The following is a 14,084-nucleotide window of genomic DNA, read 5'->3' on the forward strand; positions in this document are numbered from 1 at the left end:
TTGTTCTCTTGTTGGCGATCCGAAGACAGCCATCACCTTAGTCAGCCGCCGGGCATTTTTGAAGTTCATTGCCGTGATGATCGACATTCAGCAGATGGATTCGAGACCTCAAAGATGCGCCTGAGCCCAGGCCCGAACCTCGGCGTAGGGATACTCCTCCAGTGCCGCAAACCCGGAAATGGCCCGGGCCTTGAGTTTGGTAAACAGCGGCACACTGATTCCGCAGAGGAACCGGGTCAGCCGCTCGGCCGACGGAGCACTGCCAGCGTACTGCTGATGCCTGTGGATAAATTCCCCACACAACTCCGTAAAGTTTTTATCCACAAGCGCCGGCAATTCCGGCGGTGCCGGCAACCGGGCGACGTGCCCGTGGCACACCGAGCAATGCCCGCATTGCTGCGGCGCATTGTGATCACCGAAATATTCGGCCAGCCGATAACCGAGGCATCGCTCGGTGGCGAACAGCTCGAGCATGGCGTGAATCCGCGCCACTTCGGTTTGCTCATGGCGGGTGAAGTACTCATGCAGTTCAGCGCTCAAGACCTGGCTGTCGAAATCGCCACGCAGGACGTTGTAGACCTCGGTCATCTGCTTGCTCTCAAGCTCGACCCAGCCCTTCTCCTGGAAATAATCCAGGGCCTTCACCACCCGGTTGCGCTCGGCGGAATACTGCTCGTACATCGCCTCGAAATCCACCGTGGCCCAGGTGCGTGCGCGGCTTGAGGTCTGGATGATCGCGGCGACGAAATCCCTTCGTTCACCTTCGAAACGCTCAAGCAACGCCTCGGGTTCCAGCAGGTATTTGAAGCGATACTCGGCGTAGTACGCGTAGCGCGGGGCAATCAGTCCTCGCAACTCCAATTGCACCAACAGCGTCTTCAAAGGCAACGCACGAATGTTGCTCTGATCCGCCAGCGGCCCGAGCAGAAATTCCCATTGGCCTTCGGGCGCGGCGGCCTGCAACTCGTCGAGCACGTGACGAATGCCCTCCTGTTCCGGCGTGTCGCCATACACGAAGTTTTCCAGCACGTTGAGGCTGTCGCGGTTGGCCAGTACCAGACAATCAGACGGTTGCCCGTCACGTCCGGCGCGACCGATTTCCTGGCTGTAGTTTTCGATGGATTTGGGCAGGTCGAAATGCACCACGTTACGGATGTCGCTCTTGTCGATGCCCATGCCGAAGGCGATGGTGGCGACGATGCAATTGGACTGCCCGCCCATGAAGCGCTTCTGGATCGCATCCCGTTGCTCATGGGGCAAACCGGCGTGGTAAGCCTCGGCCTGAATGCCATTGCGCTCCAGATGTTCGGCAATCTGCTCGGCGGTTTTCTGCAGGGTCACGTAGATGATGCTCGGCTGCCCCGCGCGCTCGTTCATCCACTCCACCAGGCGCCGGCGCTTGTCCTGTCCACGCACCGGCTCGACCAGCAGATTGAGGTTGGGCCGGTAGAAACCGGTGGTCACCACATCGTCTGCCGCGATGGCGAATTTCGCCTGCATGTCGTCGATGACCTTTGGCGTTGCGGTGGCGGTCAGCAGAAGGGTTTGCGGGATGTTGAACTGACGCTGGTAGTCCGGCAGCTTGAGGTAGTCTGGACGGAAGTTGTGGCCCCATTCGGAAATGCAGTGCGCCTCGTCCACCACCAGCAGCGAGATCGGCACCTGCTGCAAAAAATTGCGAAAGCGCTCGTTCTTCAAACGCTCCACGGAAATCATCAGGATCTTCAATTCGCCCGAACGGGCGCGGGCCATCACATCGTTGGCGTCTTCGCGGCTCTGCGTCGAGTCGATGCTGCCTGCGGATATCCCGTGCCGGCGCAAGAACTCGAGCTGATCCTGCATCAGCGCCAGCAACGGTGAGACCACCAGCGTCAGGTGCGGCAGCAAGAGTGCCGGGACCTGGTAACAAAGGGATTTGCCGGAGCCGGTGGGAAATATCGCGGCTGCCGAGCGCCCGGCGAGCACAGCGCTGATCGCCGCTTCCTGGCCGGGTCGAAACTGTGGATAACCGAAAACCTGTTCCAGGGTGTTGTGCATTCGCTGTCACTCCGTTGACCGCTGTGATGCCAACAGCCTAGCGGGCGATCGCAGCGAGTCGAGAAAAGGTCGGGGGTCAAATCGAAACGGGATGATACAGGGTCGACGGCTCGGTCAAGGGATCAATCAAATGAAACACATTGTTCATCGCCGTGTGGAACGACCCGAGGGTAATGTCCGTCACGCCTTGAGCCAGGACGGCCCATGTGCATGGATTTTTACCAAGGAGTGAATATGTCGAACAACTTGAAACTGCCCCTCGCCCTGATCTTTGCCTCCCTGCTGCTGGGAGGCTGCACGCCCTCTCCAGACGACTTTCCGCCGATCCTGGCCAGCGTTGTGACCGTCACCGAAGCGCCATCGACTTAACCCCCGCAAGCGCTGTGTCAGGGCCGCAATACGGCTACCCGCAGTTGCTCATCCAGCACCCGTTCATGCACATCGAGGCTCTTGCTCGCCCATCGTGCATGAGCCGGGCTGATATCGCCGGTGAAGGCTGCCGCCAGTTGACGCAAGTCGGCAACGCTACGGACACGGGGGCAAAATGCTTGCTCGTCGCACTGAGTGCTGGCATTGCGGTAGGTGTTGAGCAGGCGATCCCACAGACCGTCGCGTACTTGTCTGATCGACTTGAGCTGCATTTGCTGCACGCCCAGTCGTTGTGTGAGTTGCGGCTCGTCCAGGGCTTCGCTTGCCAGCAGAGCCTTGGCGAAAACCAGCACCTCCGCGCGGGAAGCCGTGTCGATGTCGGCCTGAGTGGCGAGCGCGTCGGGCCAACCGGTGCGCTCCAGGTTGGCAAGCACCAACCCGTTGCCCGCGTCGGAGGCCAACGCCAGACGACAACCACTAACCCACAGCAAAACGATCGAGGCCATTCGTAGCCACTGCATACCTAATTCCCTTTAAGCCTGTGCAGGACGTTTGGAAACGCCCTACGGATTCTGGCGCGCACCATACAGAGGTTTACTCTGAAACGCCTGATAATCACGTCGGAAAATTCGCCAATAAGGGTTTGGCTTTGAAAAACCGAAAAAACATGTAGGGCAAATGCCCATATCATGGAAAAAACCCTTACGAAATCTGTCCATTGCGGCCGTATTGTCCCTCCGGTCAGCGCCCTTCTATAGTGGCTGGCGCGACTGAAAACTCTGTGTCGGCTCACCGAAGCGACTTCGTAAGGGACACACCTTGATCATGAATATGTACAAACCGCTGAATACCCGTTTTCGCCCTCTCAAGACTTGCGACAGCGAAAAACCGGTATTGGTTATCGACACCGAGGCAGAACCGGGAGACCTGCTCAATGCCGCCGATCAACGTCTGCGTGCCGCCAGCGATCTGCTGGAAACTCTTTACTGCTTGTGTTTCAAACAGGCCGATGTGAAAGACATCCCCAACATCGTCAATGCGCTTTATTTATTGACCCAAGACGGTTGTGACTTGCTGGAAGTTGCCAGGCAACGAATAAATAATTAACGCCAGATTCAAAATTTACAAAGCTCGCAACAACCCATCGCTTCCATTACTGCAAAGTTGAGAACTAGCCTGCTTGCTCTTACATCAACCAGGAGCAACAACATGACTACGTTAACTATTTTCTTTTGCGGTACAGGTTCGACAAAGTTTGATAACGCCCACGAAAATTATTGGAATGGTGAATTGGTATCCACACTCGCCTCACATCACGCGGGTCGCGAGTTCGCCGAATGGATCGTGGTCGACGGCCCCGGCACCAGTAACCTGCAAGCCGATGAACTGTTCACCCAATCAAAGGACTACGGCCTCAGCGGAACCCTGTTCGGCAAGGGCTGGGAGGAAAACGTCCAGCACGCGGTAAACATCATCAAAGGCAAGTGTGACTGGCAGCGCGAGCAATTGACCGAAGCGGAATACAACCGCCTCAAAGCCGCCGGCATCCCGATTGAAGATGTAAAGGTCGAAGGTTCCTGGCTATGGCGCAAATATAACTATGGCGACCGCAGCGTCACCCAACAGAAATTGCAGGAACAAATCATTAAAACCTTCCGCAAGGACGGCGTTATTCCAACGAAGGTCAATCTGGTGGGCTGGAGCCGTGGCGGTATCAGTTGCCATATGCTGGCCAACGCCATGTTCAATGACAGCATGCTGACAAACATTCCGGTTAATATCTTCGCCATTGATCCGGTACCCGGTATCGGTAACTTTCAGGAGCATCGGGTTAAACTCAATTACAACGTAAAGGAGTACGTGGGCTTTTATGCACGGGACGAACGCTCCAAGGGTTTCAGCTGCGTCATCCCGCAAACCGCGACCGGCACCAAGACCAGCATCTTCCCGATGCCTGGCCGTCACGCCACCCTGGTCGGTAACGCATCCGCCGATGGCAACAGTGGTCCCAAAGTGCTGGCCGAACCCGGCCTCATCGTCCGCCACTTTGCCGAGGTCTGCCTGAAACGCTGGGGCACCGTACTCGACAAAAACCTCAACCTCACCGACGCCGACCTTCGCAACCACACCGCCGCCATCGTCAACGCGGCAGCGAAATACAAGGCCATGGAGAAGTGCTCCTACACCTGGTTCACCGAGCTGGATCAAGGCGAACGCTACGTATCGCTGGGCAGCAAAGGCGTGCCGTTCTCGACGGTGAAAGGCGGGATCTACACCCCGGCGACCGGGTTGACGACGAGTGTGCTGGATGTTGAGGGGTATCGGGCGATTCGTTGAAAACCGTGATTGATCTGTAGGAACGGACTGCCCGAATCTGCATCCCGTTCCTACACGCAGCGGCGCCTTGTCTTCTATCGGCGCCTGTTAGCCCAAATCTATAGTTGTGAGTGTCGCTGCCTAATCAGCGATTCAGGTTTGGTCACCTGAAAAACAGAGATAACTGATGCATGCCCTTGTATGCTGCCGACCTCTTTCTGTCGGCACGCTTTATGGCGGGCTGTGTTTGGGACGCTTCGGCGTACCGGGTTATCTCTGCCGGTTTGACCAACTTGAACACAGTCCGCCTCCACCGCTTGGTCACGGTAGCAGCGGTTCATCGATGCCTACAGAGATAGAAAAAAATGAAATCATGGAACGAGCTCCACTCCGATCGCTACCGCCCACTCGACTCCAACCTCAACGACACCAAGCCCCTGGTCATCGACACCGAGGCCAACCCGCAAGACATCCTCGAATGCGCCGTCCAGCGCCTGCGCGCCTCAAGCGACTTGCTGCAAACCCTCTACTGCCTCTGCTTCAAACACGCCGACGTCGAAGACATCCCGCACATCACGCACGCACTCTACCTTCTCACCAAAGACGGCTATGACCTGCTCCAGGTCGCCCAGCAGAAAATGCTCAGCTGGAAAGCCCCGGCCTGACGAACTCCTCGGCAGGCGTGTTCATAGCTAGAACTGCCTGCCCCTATCTCGAACACTGACGCTGACATCTCCGGCGCGAAACTTAAGGATCAGAATTTTGCAAACTATTATTGATTGCGTACGATGGGAGCCATTGTTCAACCAAGGGCTTGCCTTCATGACCACTGAAACCATTGATCACAGCACTCTCACGCGGCTGTTTGAGAACGGCTCGATCAGTAGCGCACATATCGTCGCCAAACCGGGTGGCTGGTCGATTCAGATTCAGCAAGGAGGCAAAGAATATTCACTGACCGCACAGCGCAGTGGTCAGGTGCGGCTGTTCAAACGGTTCGAAACACTGGTGACCTACCTGCAAGGGGTGGGCATCAATCACTTCGATGTGGACGCCTCCAGTTATGACCCTCTTCAGATAAAAACCTATGCCCGCCCTGATCGCGCCGAAGCGATGAAACAAGCTCATGAAGCAGCTGCGTATGAGGAATGGGTCAAGCAACAGGTACAAATCAGTATTGATGACCCAAGACCCAGCGTCAGCGATGAAGACGCTCGGAGGATATTTGCCGCCAAGCGGGATGCCCTGCGTCAGCGAGTACGTTGATGAGGTTGGTCTGGCGCCAAGAGGCGCTGGATGACCGAGACAACATCATGGAGCGTATCGGCCAGGAAAATCCCGCTGCAGCGATTGAACTTGATGAGGCCTTCGAACTGAAAGGAGAAAGCGCTCGGCACCACCCAGCCCTGTACCGAAAAGGTATCGCGGGAGGTACCCGCGAAATCGTCGTCACTCCAAACTATGTCATCATCTACACAGTCAAAGTTGATGTTGTGGAAGTGCTACGAGTGCTGAATACCAGACGGCAATGGCCATGATGGCTGGAGAGAAAAAGCTAGGAGTTCGCGGCTCCATAAGTAGCATTATTCTGGCTGTTTAACGCGGATTCTGCGGGAATAATGGCAGTTGATCTGACAACGAAGTCCAACCCATCACCCACAAAAAAGCCGCCCTCAACAGGCGGCTTTTTCATTCACCAAAACTAAGTCTTACAACTTAGGCCCGGCAGCCTTGATCGCGTCGCTCACTTCGAACTTCTTGAAGTTCTCGATGAACAGACCGGCCAGTGCTTTGGCAGCTTCGTCGTACGCAGCCTTGTCAGCCCAGGTGTTGCGTGGGTTGAGCAGGTTGGTTTCGACGCCCGGTACGGCCAGTGGCACGTCCAGGTTGATGGTGTCCAGGTGCTCGGTGGCTGCACCGATCAGCGCGCCGCTCTGGATCGCTGCGATCACCGCGCGGGTGGTCGGGATGTTGAAGCGTTTGCCGACGCCGTAGCCACCGCCGGTCCAGCCGGTGTTGACCAGGTAGACCTTGGAGCCGAAGCCGCGGATGCGCTTGATCAGCAGTTCAGCGTATTCGCCGGCCGGACGCGGGAAGAACGGTGCGCCGAAGCAGGTGGAGAAGGTCGACTTGATGCCGCTGCCCGAACCCATTTCAGTCGAGCCCACCAGTGCGGTGTAGCCGGACAGGAAGTGGTAGGCCGCTTGTTCTTCGTTGAGGATCGACACTGGCGGCAGCACGCCGGTCAGGTCGCAGGTCAGGAAGATCACAGCGTTCGGCTCGCCGCCCAGGTTCTTCTCGGAACGCTTGGCAACGTGCTCCAGCGGGTAGGCCGCGCGGCTGTTCTGGGTCAGGCTGACATCGGCGTAGTCGGCGTGCTTGGCATCGTCGATTACGACGTTTTCCAGCACCGCGCCGTGCTTGATGGCTTTCCAGATGACCGGCTCGTTCTTCTCGGACAAGTCGATGCACTTGGCGTAGCAGCCGCCTTCGATGTTGAAGACAACGCCTTCGCCCCAGCCGTGTTCGTCGTCACCGATCAGGTAACGGCTTTCGTCGGCGGACAGGGTGGTCTTGCCGGTGCCCGACAGACCGAAGAACAGGGTCACGTCGCCTTCTTCGCCGATGTTGGCAGCGCAGTGCATCGGCAGCACGTCAGCGGCCGGCAGCAGGAAGTTCTGCACGGAGAACATGGCTTTCTTCATTTCACCGGCGTAACGCATGCCGGCGATCAGCACTTTCTTCTGGGCGAAGTTGATGATCACGCAACCGTCGGAGTTGGTGCCGTCACGCTCTGGCACGCACTCGAAGTTGGCGACGTTCAGCACTTGCCACTCTTCGCGACCGGCCGGGTTGTACTGGGCCGGGTTGATGAACAGGCAACGACCGAACAGGTTCTGCCAGGCAGTCTGGGTGGTCATCTTCACGGCCAGGTAGTGATCTTCGGCCGCGCCTACATGCACGTGGGAAACGAAATGCTCTTGCGCGTTGTTGAATGCTTCAACACGAGCCCACAGCGCGTCGAACTTGTCGGCCGGGAACTTGCGGTTGATCGGGCCCCAGGCGATGGCAGCCTGGGTGGAAGGCTCTTCAACGATGAAACGGTCGACTGGCGAACGGCCGGTGCGATGACCGGTGCGAACAACCAGAGCGCCGGTATCGGCAAGCTCGCCCTCACCGCGGTTCAGGGCTTCTTTTACCAGATCATCAACACTCAGATCGGTGTACACGGCGTTATTGGCTTGCGTCATGAGGTTCCCCGTCGGCCAGTGGCCGAGTGTGCTCCAAACGTTTTGTAGTAGAAAGTCGTGCACTACTACCGCGAAAAAAGTGGGCCGGATTATGCCAGAAAAGCCCAAAAAGAGTAGGGCCCTCCCGTCGTAACGGCGTAATTCCGTCGTTGAGCAGTGAATTTACCTGCGCTGAACCGTTTTAGTGCCGGGTATCTGACGGCGTCTCGACGCCCGCGCCAGCGAACAATTGAGCGATATCCGCCGCGTCGAACAGGTAGCGCTGGTTGCAGAACTGGCAATCGATCTCGACCTGGCCACCTTGCTCGGCCACCAGTGCCTGCGCATCTTCCAGACCCAGGCTGACCAGTGCATTGCCCGAACGCTCGCGGGAGCAGCTGCAGTGGAAGCGCAGTTTCTGCACATCGAACAGACGAACCTGCTCTTCATGGTAGAGGCGATGCAGAACCGTTTCGTTGTCCAGGCTCAACAGTTCATCAGCGGTCAGGGTGTTGCCCAGCGCGGTGATGTGCTGCCAGCTGGCGGCGCGTTCTTCTTCGTCTTTCAGGCGATCGGCCGGCAGTTGCTGCAGCAGCAGACCACGGGCACGACGGCCATCGGCACAGAGCTTGAAGCGAGTGCCGACCTGCTGGGACATGACGAAATAGTTGGTAAAGCAGTCGGACAGGGTTTCGCCGTCGAGGTCGACGATGCCCTGATAACGCTGGCCGGCGATCGGGTCGACGGTCAAGGCCAGGACACCGTTCGGCATCAGGTCGCCAAGGGTTGCGTCGGCCGGGATCTGCTCGGCGTGGTAGCGCGCCAGGCCACGAATCTCGCGCTCGCTGGAGCACTCGATCATCAGCAGCGGGATCGGGCCTTCGGAACGGGCCTGAAGAATCAGCAAGCCATCGAATTTCAGGGTGCCCACCAGCAACGAGGCGGCGGCCATCAGTTCACCCAGCAATTGCGCAACCGGTTCCGGGTACGGGTGCTTGGCGAGCACTTCGGCGTAGCTGCGCTCCAGCGACACCAGTTCGCCGCGCGTGTCGCTGTCATCGAAGATGAAGCGTTGGGTGTAATCGGTATCGAGGAAATCGGTCATAGGTCTGGGTATCTGAATGTGATGACAAAATGGTTACAAAGAATGAAAATCCCGCGCTTCTGGCATCCTTTTTGATGCCGATGTTCAGCCACGGGAGGCATTTTATGAACAATCCGGGTTTGTTCCAATCAAGGTGGAACCTCGGCCGGCTGGTTCTGTGCAACGTTGTGCCATTGGCACTACTGGCTTTCTGGTTATGGCCTACAGGTCAGATGCTGTGTGTGATTTTCGACGAGTGGCTGTTCCGCTCACTCAATGCACCGCTGGCCAGCAACCCCATATGGCTCCACATCTGGGCAATTGCAAGTCTGCGACCGTTCGACATTGTCGTCGGTGTGATTCTGCTGATGCTGCTGATCAAGGGCGACTGGGTGTTCAGGGCAATTGATGTACGCCGCGCATTTTTCGGTTTTTTTTCGATCCTGCTGCTGATGGTGGTGATCCGCGCGCTGTTTTCCAAGTTCTCCGATCACATGGGCTGGCAGCACAGCAGCCCGTCGATGGTGCTCGAAGGCGCGGTGCATATCAGCGATTACTTCCCGCATCTGGAGAAGACCTGGGAGCTGAAGGACCGCTCGAGCCAGAGCTTCCCCGGTGACCACGCATCGGTGCTGCTGATCTGGGCTCTTTTCATGGGCGTGTTCAGCCGTACGGCTGGTCAGTTCCTGGTGATCTGGGGTCTGGCGCTGCTGTTCATGTTGCCTCGCCTGGTCGCCGGTGCACATTGGGGCCAGGACGATTACATCGGCGGCATGCTGCTGGCGGTGTGGGCACTGGGCTGGGGTTACTACACGCCGTTTGCTTATCACGCGGCGAACTTCTGGCTGAAGGTCACGGCGCCGGTGTTCCGGCTGCTGGGCAAACTGCCGATGGTTTCGCGGATGAGCGTGGTGTCCGCGCAGTAATCAACGGTTACTGAAAAAACGCAGCCGCCGGCGGGTCTTGAGCCCAGGCCGTCAGGCTGCGTTTTTTTATTCGCCGCTACTGTTCCCACGAAACTTAAACAGATCCCGACGCTGCTTCTTGCTCGGTTTGCCATCGGTGGTCACGCCCAGGGCGCCTGCCTTGCGCATCGCCGCAGCCGCTTCACGTTTGGCAATGCTGGCCTCGGTCTCGGCGTACAGCGTCTGCGCCTCAGGTGCGCCGCGACGCACGATCGACAAGGCCTGAACCACCACGGTCTTCTCATCGAAGCCGGCGCGAATCTCGAATTCGTCGCCAATGCGTGGTTCTTTGCCGGGCTTGCAGCGCTCTCCCCGACAATGCACCTTGCCACTCTCGATGGCGGCTTTGGCCAAAGCGCGAGTCTTGAAAAAACGCGCGGCCCACAGCCACTTGTCGAGACGAACCTTGTCGTCTTCTTCGCTTTTTTGTGCCATATGAATTCCTCGTTCAGCCAGTAGTCGGAACTGTACTACCGATTCTGTCGGGCGCAAGAACTCGGCCCTCCAGATAAACTGTGATCTTCGCCGGTTCAACGGCATGGAGTGATCGAGTGACCAAATTTCCGTCTTCATTGACCTCACCCCAATCCGGGTGCCAGGGCTGCCAGCAAAGCGAGCCGCTGGGCTTCGATTTTTCCTTCGCCTATCAGCCCATCGTGGATCTGCGGGACAAGTCGGTGTACGCCTACGAGGCCCTGGTCCGTGGTACGGCCGGTGAAGGTGCGTTAACCGTGCTGGATCAAGTTACAGAAGATAACCGCTACCGTTTCGACCAGCTCTGCCGGACTCGCGCCATCGAAGGCGCAGCCGGGCTTAATATGCAGACACACTTGTCGATCAACTTCATGCCCAACGCCGTCTATCGTCCAGAGCTGTGCATACGGAGCACGTTGGAAGCAGCAAAAAAACACAATTTCCCGGTCGACCGGCTGATTTTCGAAACACTGGAAAGCGAGCATGTAGATAACTATCGCCATTTGACCAATATTCTGCGTGAATACCGCGAATTCGGCTTCAAGACGGCCATCGACGATTTCGGTGCCGGGTATTCGGGGCTCAATCTGCTGGCCGATTTCCAGCCGGACCTGATCAAACTCGACATGGCGCTGATCCGCGATATCGACCATGACCGTGTACGTCAGGCTATCGTTCGGGGGATTGTCACAATCTGTGCGGAGTTGGGCGTTACAGTCATCGCCGAAGGCATAGAGAGTGCGGGTGAACGGGATTTCCTGGCGGACTGCGGAATATTTCTGATGCAGGGTTACTGGTTCGCCAGACCCGCATTCAAAGCGTTAGCCCAGGTGTCCCCTGAAGCGTGGACGCGTTAATCGTTGGTTTTTTCCATTGAAGACATTTGACCATTTGACCGTTATCGGTCTGCGCGAGTGGGTGGCGCTTCCGGATCTGGGAGTCGCTGGCCTTCGGGCAAAAATCGACACCGGCGCCAGCACCTCCAGCCTGCATGCCACCGACATCGAGCCGTTCGAACGCGACGGCGAGAAGTGGGTGCGTTTCACCGCGCACCTGGGCACTGTCGTGCAGTTGCGCCATCGGCGATGCGAAGCGCCGCTGGTTGCCCGCAAGACCATCAAGAGTTCGAACGGCCAGGCCCAGGTGCGCTACGTGATCAGCACCACCCTGGCCCTGGGTGACCGGGTCTGGCCGATCGAGTTCACCCTCGCTTGCCGCAAGTCCATGCGCTATCGCCTGTTGCTCGGTTCCAAAGCCCTGATCGACGGCCAGCTGGTGGTCAATCCGGGCATCAAATATGTACAAGACAAGCCGGTGTTCCCGGTATCTACCTCCTCCACAGGTGTTGCATGAAGATCGCTGTGCTGTCGCGGAACCCGCGTCTGTATTCCACCCGTCGTCTGGTCGAAGCCGGAACCGAACGCGGGCATGAAATGGTGGTGATCGACACCTTGCGCGCCTATATGAATATTGCCAGCCACAAGCCACAGATCCACTACCGTGGCAAGCCGCTGGAGGGTTTCGATGCAGTGATCCCGCGGATCGGCGCGTCGGTGACGTTTTATGGCTGCGCAGTGTTGCGCCAGTTTGAAATGATGGGCGTGTTTCCGCTCAACGAATCGGTGGCCATCGCCCGCTCGCGGGACAAGCTGCGTTCGCTGCAATTGCTGTCGCGCCGGGGCATCGGTTTGCCGGTGACCGGTTTCGCCCACTCGCCGGACGACATTCCCGACTTGATCGACATGGTCAACGGCGCGCCGCTGGTGATCAAGGTGCTGGAAGGCACCCAGGGCATCGGCGTGGTGTTGTGTGAAACCGCGACGGCGGCGGAGTCGGTGATCGAGGCGTTCATGGGCCTGAAGCAGAACATCATGGTGCAGGAATACATCAAGGAGGCCGGCGGCGCCGACATCCGCTGCTTCGTGGTCGGCGACAAGGTGATCGCGGCGATGAAGCGTCAGGCCAAGCCTGGCGAGTTCCGCTCCAACCTGCACCGCGGCGGCAGTGCCAGCCTGATCAAGATCACCCCGGAAGAACGCATGACCGCGCTGCGTGCGGCCAAGGTCATGGGCTTGGCGGTGGCGGGCGTGGATATTTTGCGTTCCAACCACGGCCCGCTGGTGATGGAAGTGAACTCGTCACCGGGTCTGGAAGGGATCGAAACCACCACGGGCAAGAACGTGGCGGGGATCATCATCGAGCATCTCGAGAAGAATGGCGGGCCGAACATGACCCGCACAAAAGGCAAGGGCTGAACCTTGAATCAGGCGGCCGCAAGGTCGCCTGAAACTTAAACCGCGTCTCGCGGCAGCATCAATCCCAGCGGCAACCGAACCCGTGCTTCCAGCCCGCCACCAGAGCGGTTGCGCAGTTCGACATTGCCGCCGTGCATCGAAGCAATCCGCTTCACAATCGCCAGTCCCAGCCCGGTGCCCTTCCCGCCCCGCGCACGATCGCCACGGGTGAACGGGTTGAAGATCGCCTCAAGTTCGGAAGGATCGATACCTGCCCCCCGGTCCATCACGCTCAGCACCACATACGGCGCACTGGTGTCACCGGACACATAGGCCGCGACGTCCACGCTGCCGCCGGCATGATTCAACGCGTTGCCAATCAGGTTGTTCAGCAAGCGCTTCATCGACACCCGACGCAACGGGAACGGCTGGATCGGCTCCAGGCGAAGGCGCACTTTCTCTTCCGTCTGGTTGTAGGGCGCCGCCACTTCACGCACCAGATCGCTGAGATCCACCTCCTCCACCGACTCGTCCCGACCATCGCGAATGAACGCGAGGAACTGATCGAGAATCGCGTCCATGTCTTCGATGTCGCGCACCATGTCGTCGGTCAGGTCGGTGCGGTCGCCCATCAACTCCAGCGACAACCGCAAACGAGTCAGCGGCGTCCGCAAGTCATGGGACACCCCCGCCAGCATCAGCTCACGCTCGCGACCGGCCTGCTCGACGTCTTCGGCCATCTGGTTGAAGGCGCGATACACCTCGGCCATCTCGCTGGGGGTGTCACTGATCGGCAGGCGCACGCTGCGGCCCTGGCCGAGTTGCCGGGCGGCGTAGACCAGACGCTTCAGTGGTTGGTTGAGCTGGCTGACGAAAATCCAGGCGGACGCCGTGGACAGCAAACCGATCGCCAGGAACCAGCCGAGCACGTTCCAGATTTTCTGGCCACGCAACGGGTGTGGATACAGTGGCACTTTCAGCCAGCCGTCACCGAGGCTCGGCGCACGAACCCACAAGGCCGGCGGCGAGTGCATGCGCAAGCGCACTTCGGTGTCGGCCCCCAGCTCCGCCTGCATCTGCCGCTGGTAGATTTCGCTGTACGGCCAGTGCTGTTCGCCTTCCGGCACACCGGCGCCCACCACCCGGATCAGCGTGGCAGCATCGGCGATTTTCGCGCGGTTTTCTTCGTCGGCAGCCCAGTAGGCGCGCAGCGTCAGGGCGACGCCATGGCTGTATTGGCGGTCCACCAGCACGTCCTCGTTCATCAACAGATAAACCAGGGTCAATGCCTTGGAAAACAATACGACGATCAGCACCAGCCACAGGGTGCGGGAGAAGAAACTTTGGGGGAACCAGACGGGGGTTTTCATGGATA

General features: G+C 58.4%; 16 protein-coding genes. 10 read left to right on the plus strand and 6 right to left on the minus strand.

Going from position 1 to position 14,084, the window contains the following annotated elements; translation table 11 throughout:
• Positions 1-108: 108 nt before the first annotated feature.
• Entirely contained in the window at positions 109-2,037 is a 1,929-nt protein-coding gene (locus QRN46_RS22890; protein ID WP_285357397.1) for a RecQ family ATP-dependent DNA helicase, read from the minus strand.
• Between the two features lie 234 nt (positions 2,038-2,271).
• Here QRN46_RS22890 and QRN46_RS22895 point away from each other — a divergent pair, with 234 nt between their 5' ends.
• Positions 2,272-2,406, plus strand: a complete 135-nt coding sequence (locus tag QRN46_RS22895) for a hypothetical protein (protein WP_267895892.1) — start codon at positions 2,272-2,274, stop codon at positions 2,404-2,406.
• A gap of 17 nt (positions 2,407-2,423) precedes the next feature.
• Here the strand turns inward: QRN46_RS22895 and QRN46_RS22900 are convergent, their stop codons facing one another.
• Complete coding sequence (locus QRN46_RS22900) at positions 2,424-2,927, minus strand: polysaccharide deacetylase (RefSeq protein WP_285357399.1); 504 nt, start codon at positions 2,925-2,927, stop codon at positions 2,424-2,426.
• Between the two features lie 304 nt (positions 2,928-3,231).
• On the opposite strand from QRN46_RS22900, the gene QRN46_RS22905 reads away from it, so the two are divergent.
• The 5 genes from QRN46_RS22905 (at position 3,232) to QRN46_RS22925 (ending at position 6,260) form a co-directional block, all read left to right on the plus strand.
• Positions 3,232-3,513 carry a hypothetical protein gene (locus QRN46_RS22905; protein ID WP_064382752.1) on the plus strand — a complete coding sequence of 94 codons (282 nt, stop codon included), beginning with the start codon at positions 3,232-3,234 and terminating at the stop codon, positions 3,511-3,513.
• A 102-nt stretch (positions 3,514-3,615) separates the two neighbouring features.
• Positions 3,616-4,743: a hypothetical protein gene (locus tag QRN46_RS22910; protein WP_285357401.1), complete on the plus strand. Its 1,128-nt coding sequence runs from the start codon at positions 3,616-3,618 to the stop codon at positions 4,741-4,743.
• A 344-nt stretch (positions 4,744-5,087) separates the two neighbouring features.
• Positions 5,088-5,387, plus strand: a complete 300-nt coding sequence (locus QRN46_RS22915; protein ID WP_285357402.1) for a hypothetical protein — start codon at positions 5,088-5,090, stop codon at positions 5,385-5,387.
• A 157-nt stretch (positions 5,388-5,544) separates the two neighbouring features.
• Positions 5,545-5,988, plus strand: a complete 444-nt coding sequence (locus QRN46_RS22920) for a hypothetical protein (RefSeq protein ID WP_285357403.1) — start codon at positions 5,545-5,547, stop codon at positions 5,986-5,988.
• Positions 5,988-6,260, plus strand: coding sequence for a type II toxin-antitoxin system RelE/ParE family toxin (locus QRN46_RS22925; protein WP_285357406.1), 273 nt, complete (start codon positions 5,988-5,990; stop codon positions 6,258-6,260). Before QRN46_RS22920 ends, QRN46_RS22925 begins: the two co-directional genes overlap by 1 nt.
• A gap of 171 nt (positions 6,261-6,431) precedes the next feature.
• On the opposite strand, the gene QRN46_RS22930 is transcribed toward QRN46_RS22925, so the two are convergent.
• On the minus strand, positions 6,432-7,973 hold the full coding sequence (locus QRN46_RS22930) for a phosphoenolpyruvate carboxykinase (RefSeq protein ID WP_007952682.1): 1,542 nt from the start codon (positions 7,971-7,973) through the stop codon (positions 6,432-6,434).
• A 181-nt stretch (positions 7,974-8,154) separates the two neighbouring features.
• Positions 8,155-9,057: an Hsp33 family molecular chaperone HslO gene (gene hslO, locus QRN46_RS22935; protein ID WP_011331968.1), complete on the minus strand. Its 903-nt coding sequence runs from the start codon at positions 9,055-9,057 to the stop codon at positions 8,155-8,157.
• Between the two features lie 104 nt (positions 9,058-9,161).
• Between hslO and QRN46_RS22940 the strand changes: the two genes are divergently transcribed.
• On the plus strand, positions 9,162-9,962 hold the full coding sequence (locus QRN46_RS22940) for a phosphatase PAP2 family protein (RefSeq protein WP_011331967.1): 801 nt from the start codon (positions 9,162-9,164) through the stop codon (positions 9,960-9,962).
• A gap of 66 nt (positions 9,963-10,028) precedes the next feature.
• On the opposite strand, the gene QRN46_RS22945 is transcribed toward QRN46_RS22940, so the two are convergent.
• Positions 10,029-10,436: an RNA-binding S4 domain-containing protein gene (locus QRN46_RS22945; protein ID WP_011331966.1), complete on the minus strand. Its 408-nt coding sequence runs from the start codon at positions 10,434-10,436 to the stop codon at positions 10,029-10,031.
• A gap of 116 nt (positions 10,437-10,552) precedes the next feature.
• On the opposite strand from QRN46_RS22945, the gene rimA reads away from it, so the two are divergent.
• From rimA to rimK, 3 genes are read left to right on the plus strand one after another with little or no spacing between them, the layout of a single operon-like run.
• Positions 10,553-11,332: a S6 modification regulatory phosphodiesterase RimA gene (gene rimA / locus QRN46_RS22950; RefSeq protein ID WP_011331965.1), complete on the plus strand. Its 780-nt coding sequence runs from the start codon at positions 10,553-10,555 to the stop codon at positions 11,330-11,332.
• 16 nt (positions 11,333-11,348) lie between these two features.
• Entirely contained in the window at positions 11,349-11,828 is a 480-nt protein-coding gene (gene rimB / locus QRN46_RS22955) for a retropepsin-like aspartic endopeptidase RimB (RefSeq protein WP_011331964.1), read from the plus strand.
• Entirely contained in the window at positions 11,825-12,730 is a 906-nt protein-coding gene (gene rimK / locus QRN46_RS22960; RefSeq protein ID WP_007949201.1) for a 30S ribosomal protein S6--L-glutamate ligase, read from the plus strand. Before rimB ends, rimK begins: the two co-directional genes overlap by 4 nt.
• 35 nt (positions 12,731-12,765) lie before the next feature.
• Here rimK and QRN46_RS22965 read toward each other — a convergent pair whose 3' ends face one another.
• Entirely contained in the window at positions 12,766-14,079 is a 1,314-nt protein-coding gene (locus tag QRN46_RS22965) for an ATP-binding protein (RefSeq protein ID WP_007952691.1), read from the minus strand.
• Positions 14,080-14,084: the final 5 nt, after the last annotated feature.

It is taken from the genome of Pseudomonas sp. lyk4-R2A-10, assembly GCF_030209075.1.
Classification (GTDB): domain Bacteria; phylum Pseudomonadota; class Gammaproteobacteria; order Pseudomonadales; family Pseudomonadaceae; genus Aquipseudomonas; species Aquipseudomonas glycinae.

Excerpts from the sequence above, each read along its gene's own strand:
- QRN46_RS22925 (WP_285357406.1), top strand. The coding sequence starts at position 5,988 with ATGAGGTTGGTCTGGCGCCAAGAGGCGCTGGATGACCGAGACAACATC.
- QRN46_RS22930 (WP_007952682.1), bottom strand. The coding sequence starts at position 7,973 with ATGACGCAAGCCAATAACGCCGTGTACACCGATCTGAGTGTTGATGAT.
- QRN46_RS22945 (WP_011331966.1), bottom strand. The coding sequence starts at position 10,436 with ATGGCACAAAAAAGCGAAGAAGACGACAAGGTTCGTCTCGACAAGTGG.
- QRN46_RS22965 (WP_007952691.1), bottom strand. The coding sequence starts at position 14,079 with ATGAAAACCCCCGTCTGGTTCCCCCAAAGTTTCTTCTCCCGCACCCTG.
- QRN46_RS22920 (WP_285357403.1), top strand. The coding sequence starts at position 5,545 with ATGACCACTGAAACCATTGATCACAGCACTCTCACGCGGCTGTTTGAG.
- QRN46_RS22900 (WP_285357399.1), bottom strand. The coding sequence starts at position 2,927 with ATGCAGTGGCTACGAATGGCCTCGATCGTTTTGCTGTGGGTTAGTGGT.
- QRN46_RS22890 (WP_285357397.1), bottom strand. The coding sequence starts at position 2,037 with ATGCACAACACCCTGGAACAGGTTTTCGGTTATCCACAGTTTCGACCC.
- rimK (WP_007949201.1), top strand. The coding sequence starts at position 11,825 with ATGAAGATCGCTGTGCTGTCGCGGAACCCGCGTCTGTATTCCACCCGT.
- QRN46_RS22940 (WP_011331967.1), top strand. The coding sequence starts at position 9,162 with ATGAACAATCCGGGTTTGTTCCAATCAAGGTGGAACCTCGGCCGGCTG.
- hslO (WP_011331968.1), bottom strand. The coding sequence starts at position 9,057 with ATGACCGATTTCCTCGATACCGATTACACCCAACGCTTCATCTTCGAT.
- QRN46_RS22915 (WP_285357402.1), top strand. The coding sequence starts at position 5,088 with ATGAAATCATGGAACGAGCTCCACTCCGATCGCTACCGCCCACTCGAC.
- QRN46_RS22895 (WP_267895892.1), top strand. The coding sequence starts at position 2,272 with ATGTCGAACAACTTGAAACTGCCCCTCGCCCTGATCTTTGCCTCCCTG.
- QRN46_RS22910 (WP_285357401.1), top strand. The coding sequence starts at position 3,616 with ATGACTACGTTAACTATTTTCTTTTGCGGTACAGGTTCGACAAAGTTT.
- QRN46_RS22905 (WP_064382752.1), top strand. The coding sequence starts at position 3,232 with ATGAATATGTACAAACCGCTGAATACCCGTTTTCGCCCTCTCAAGACT.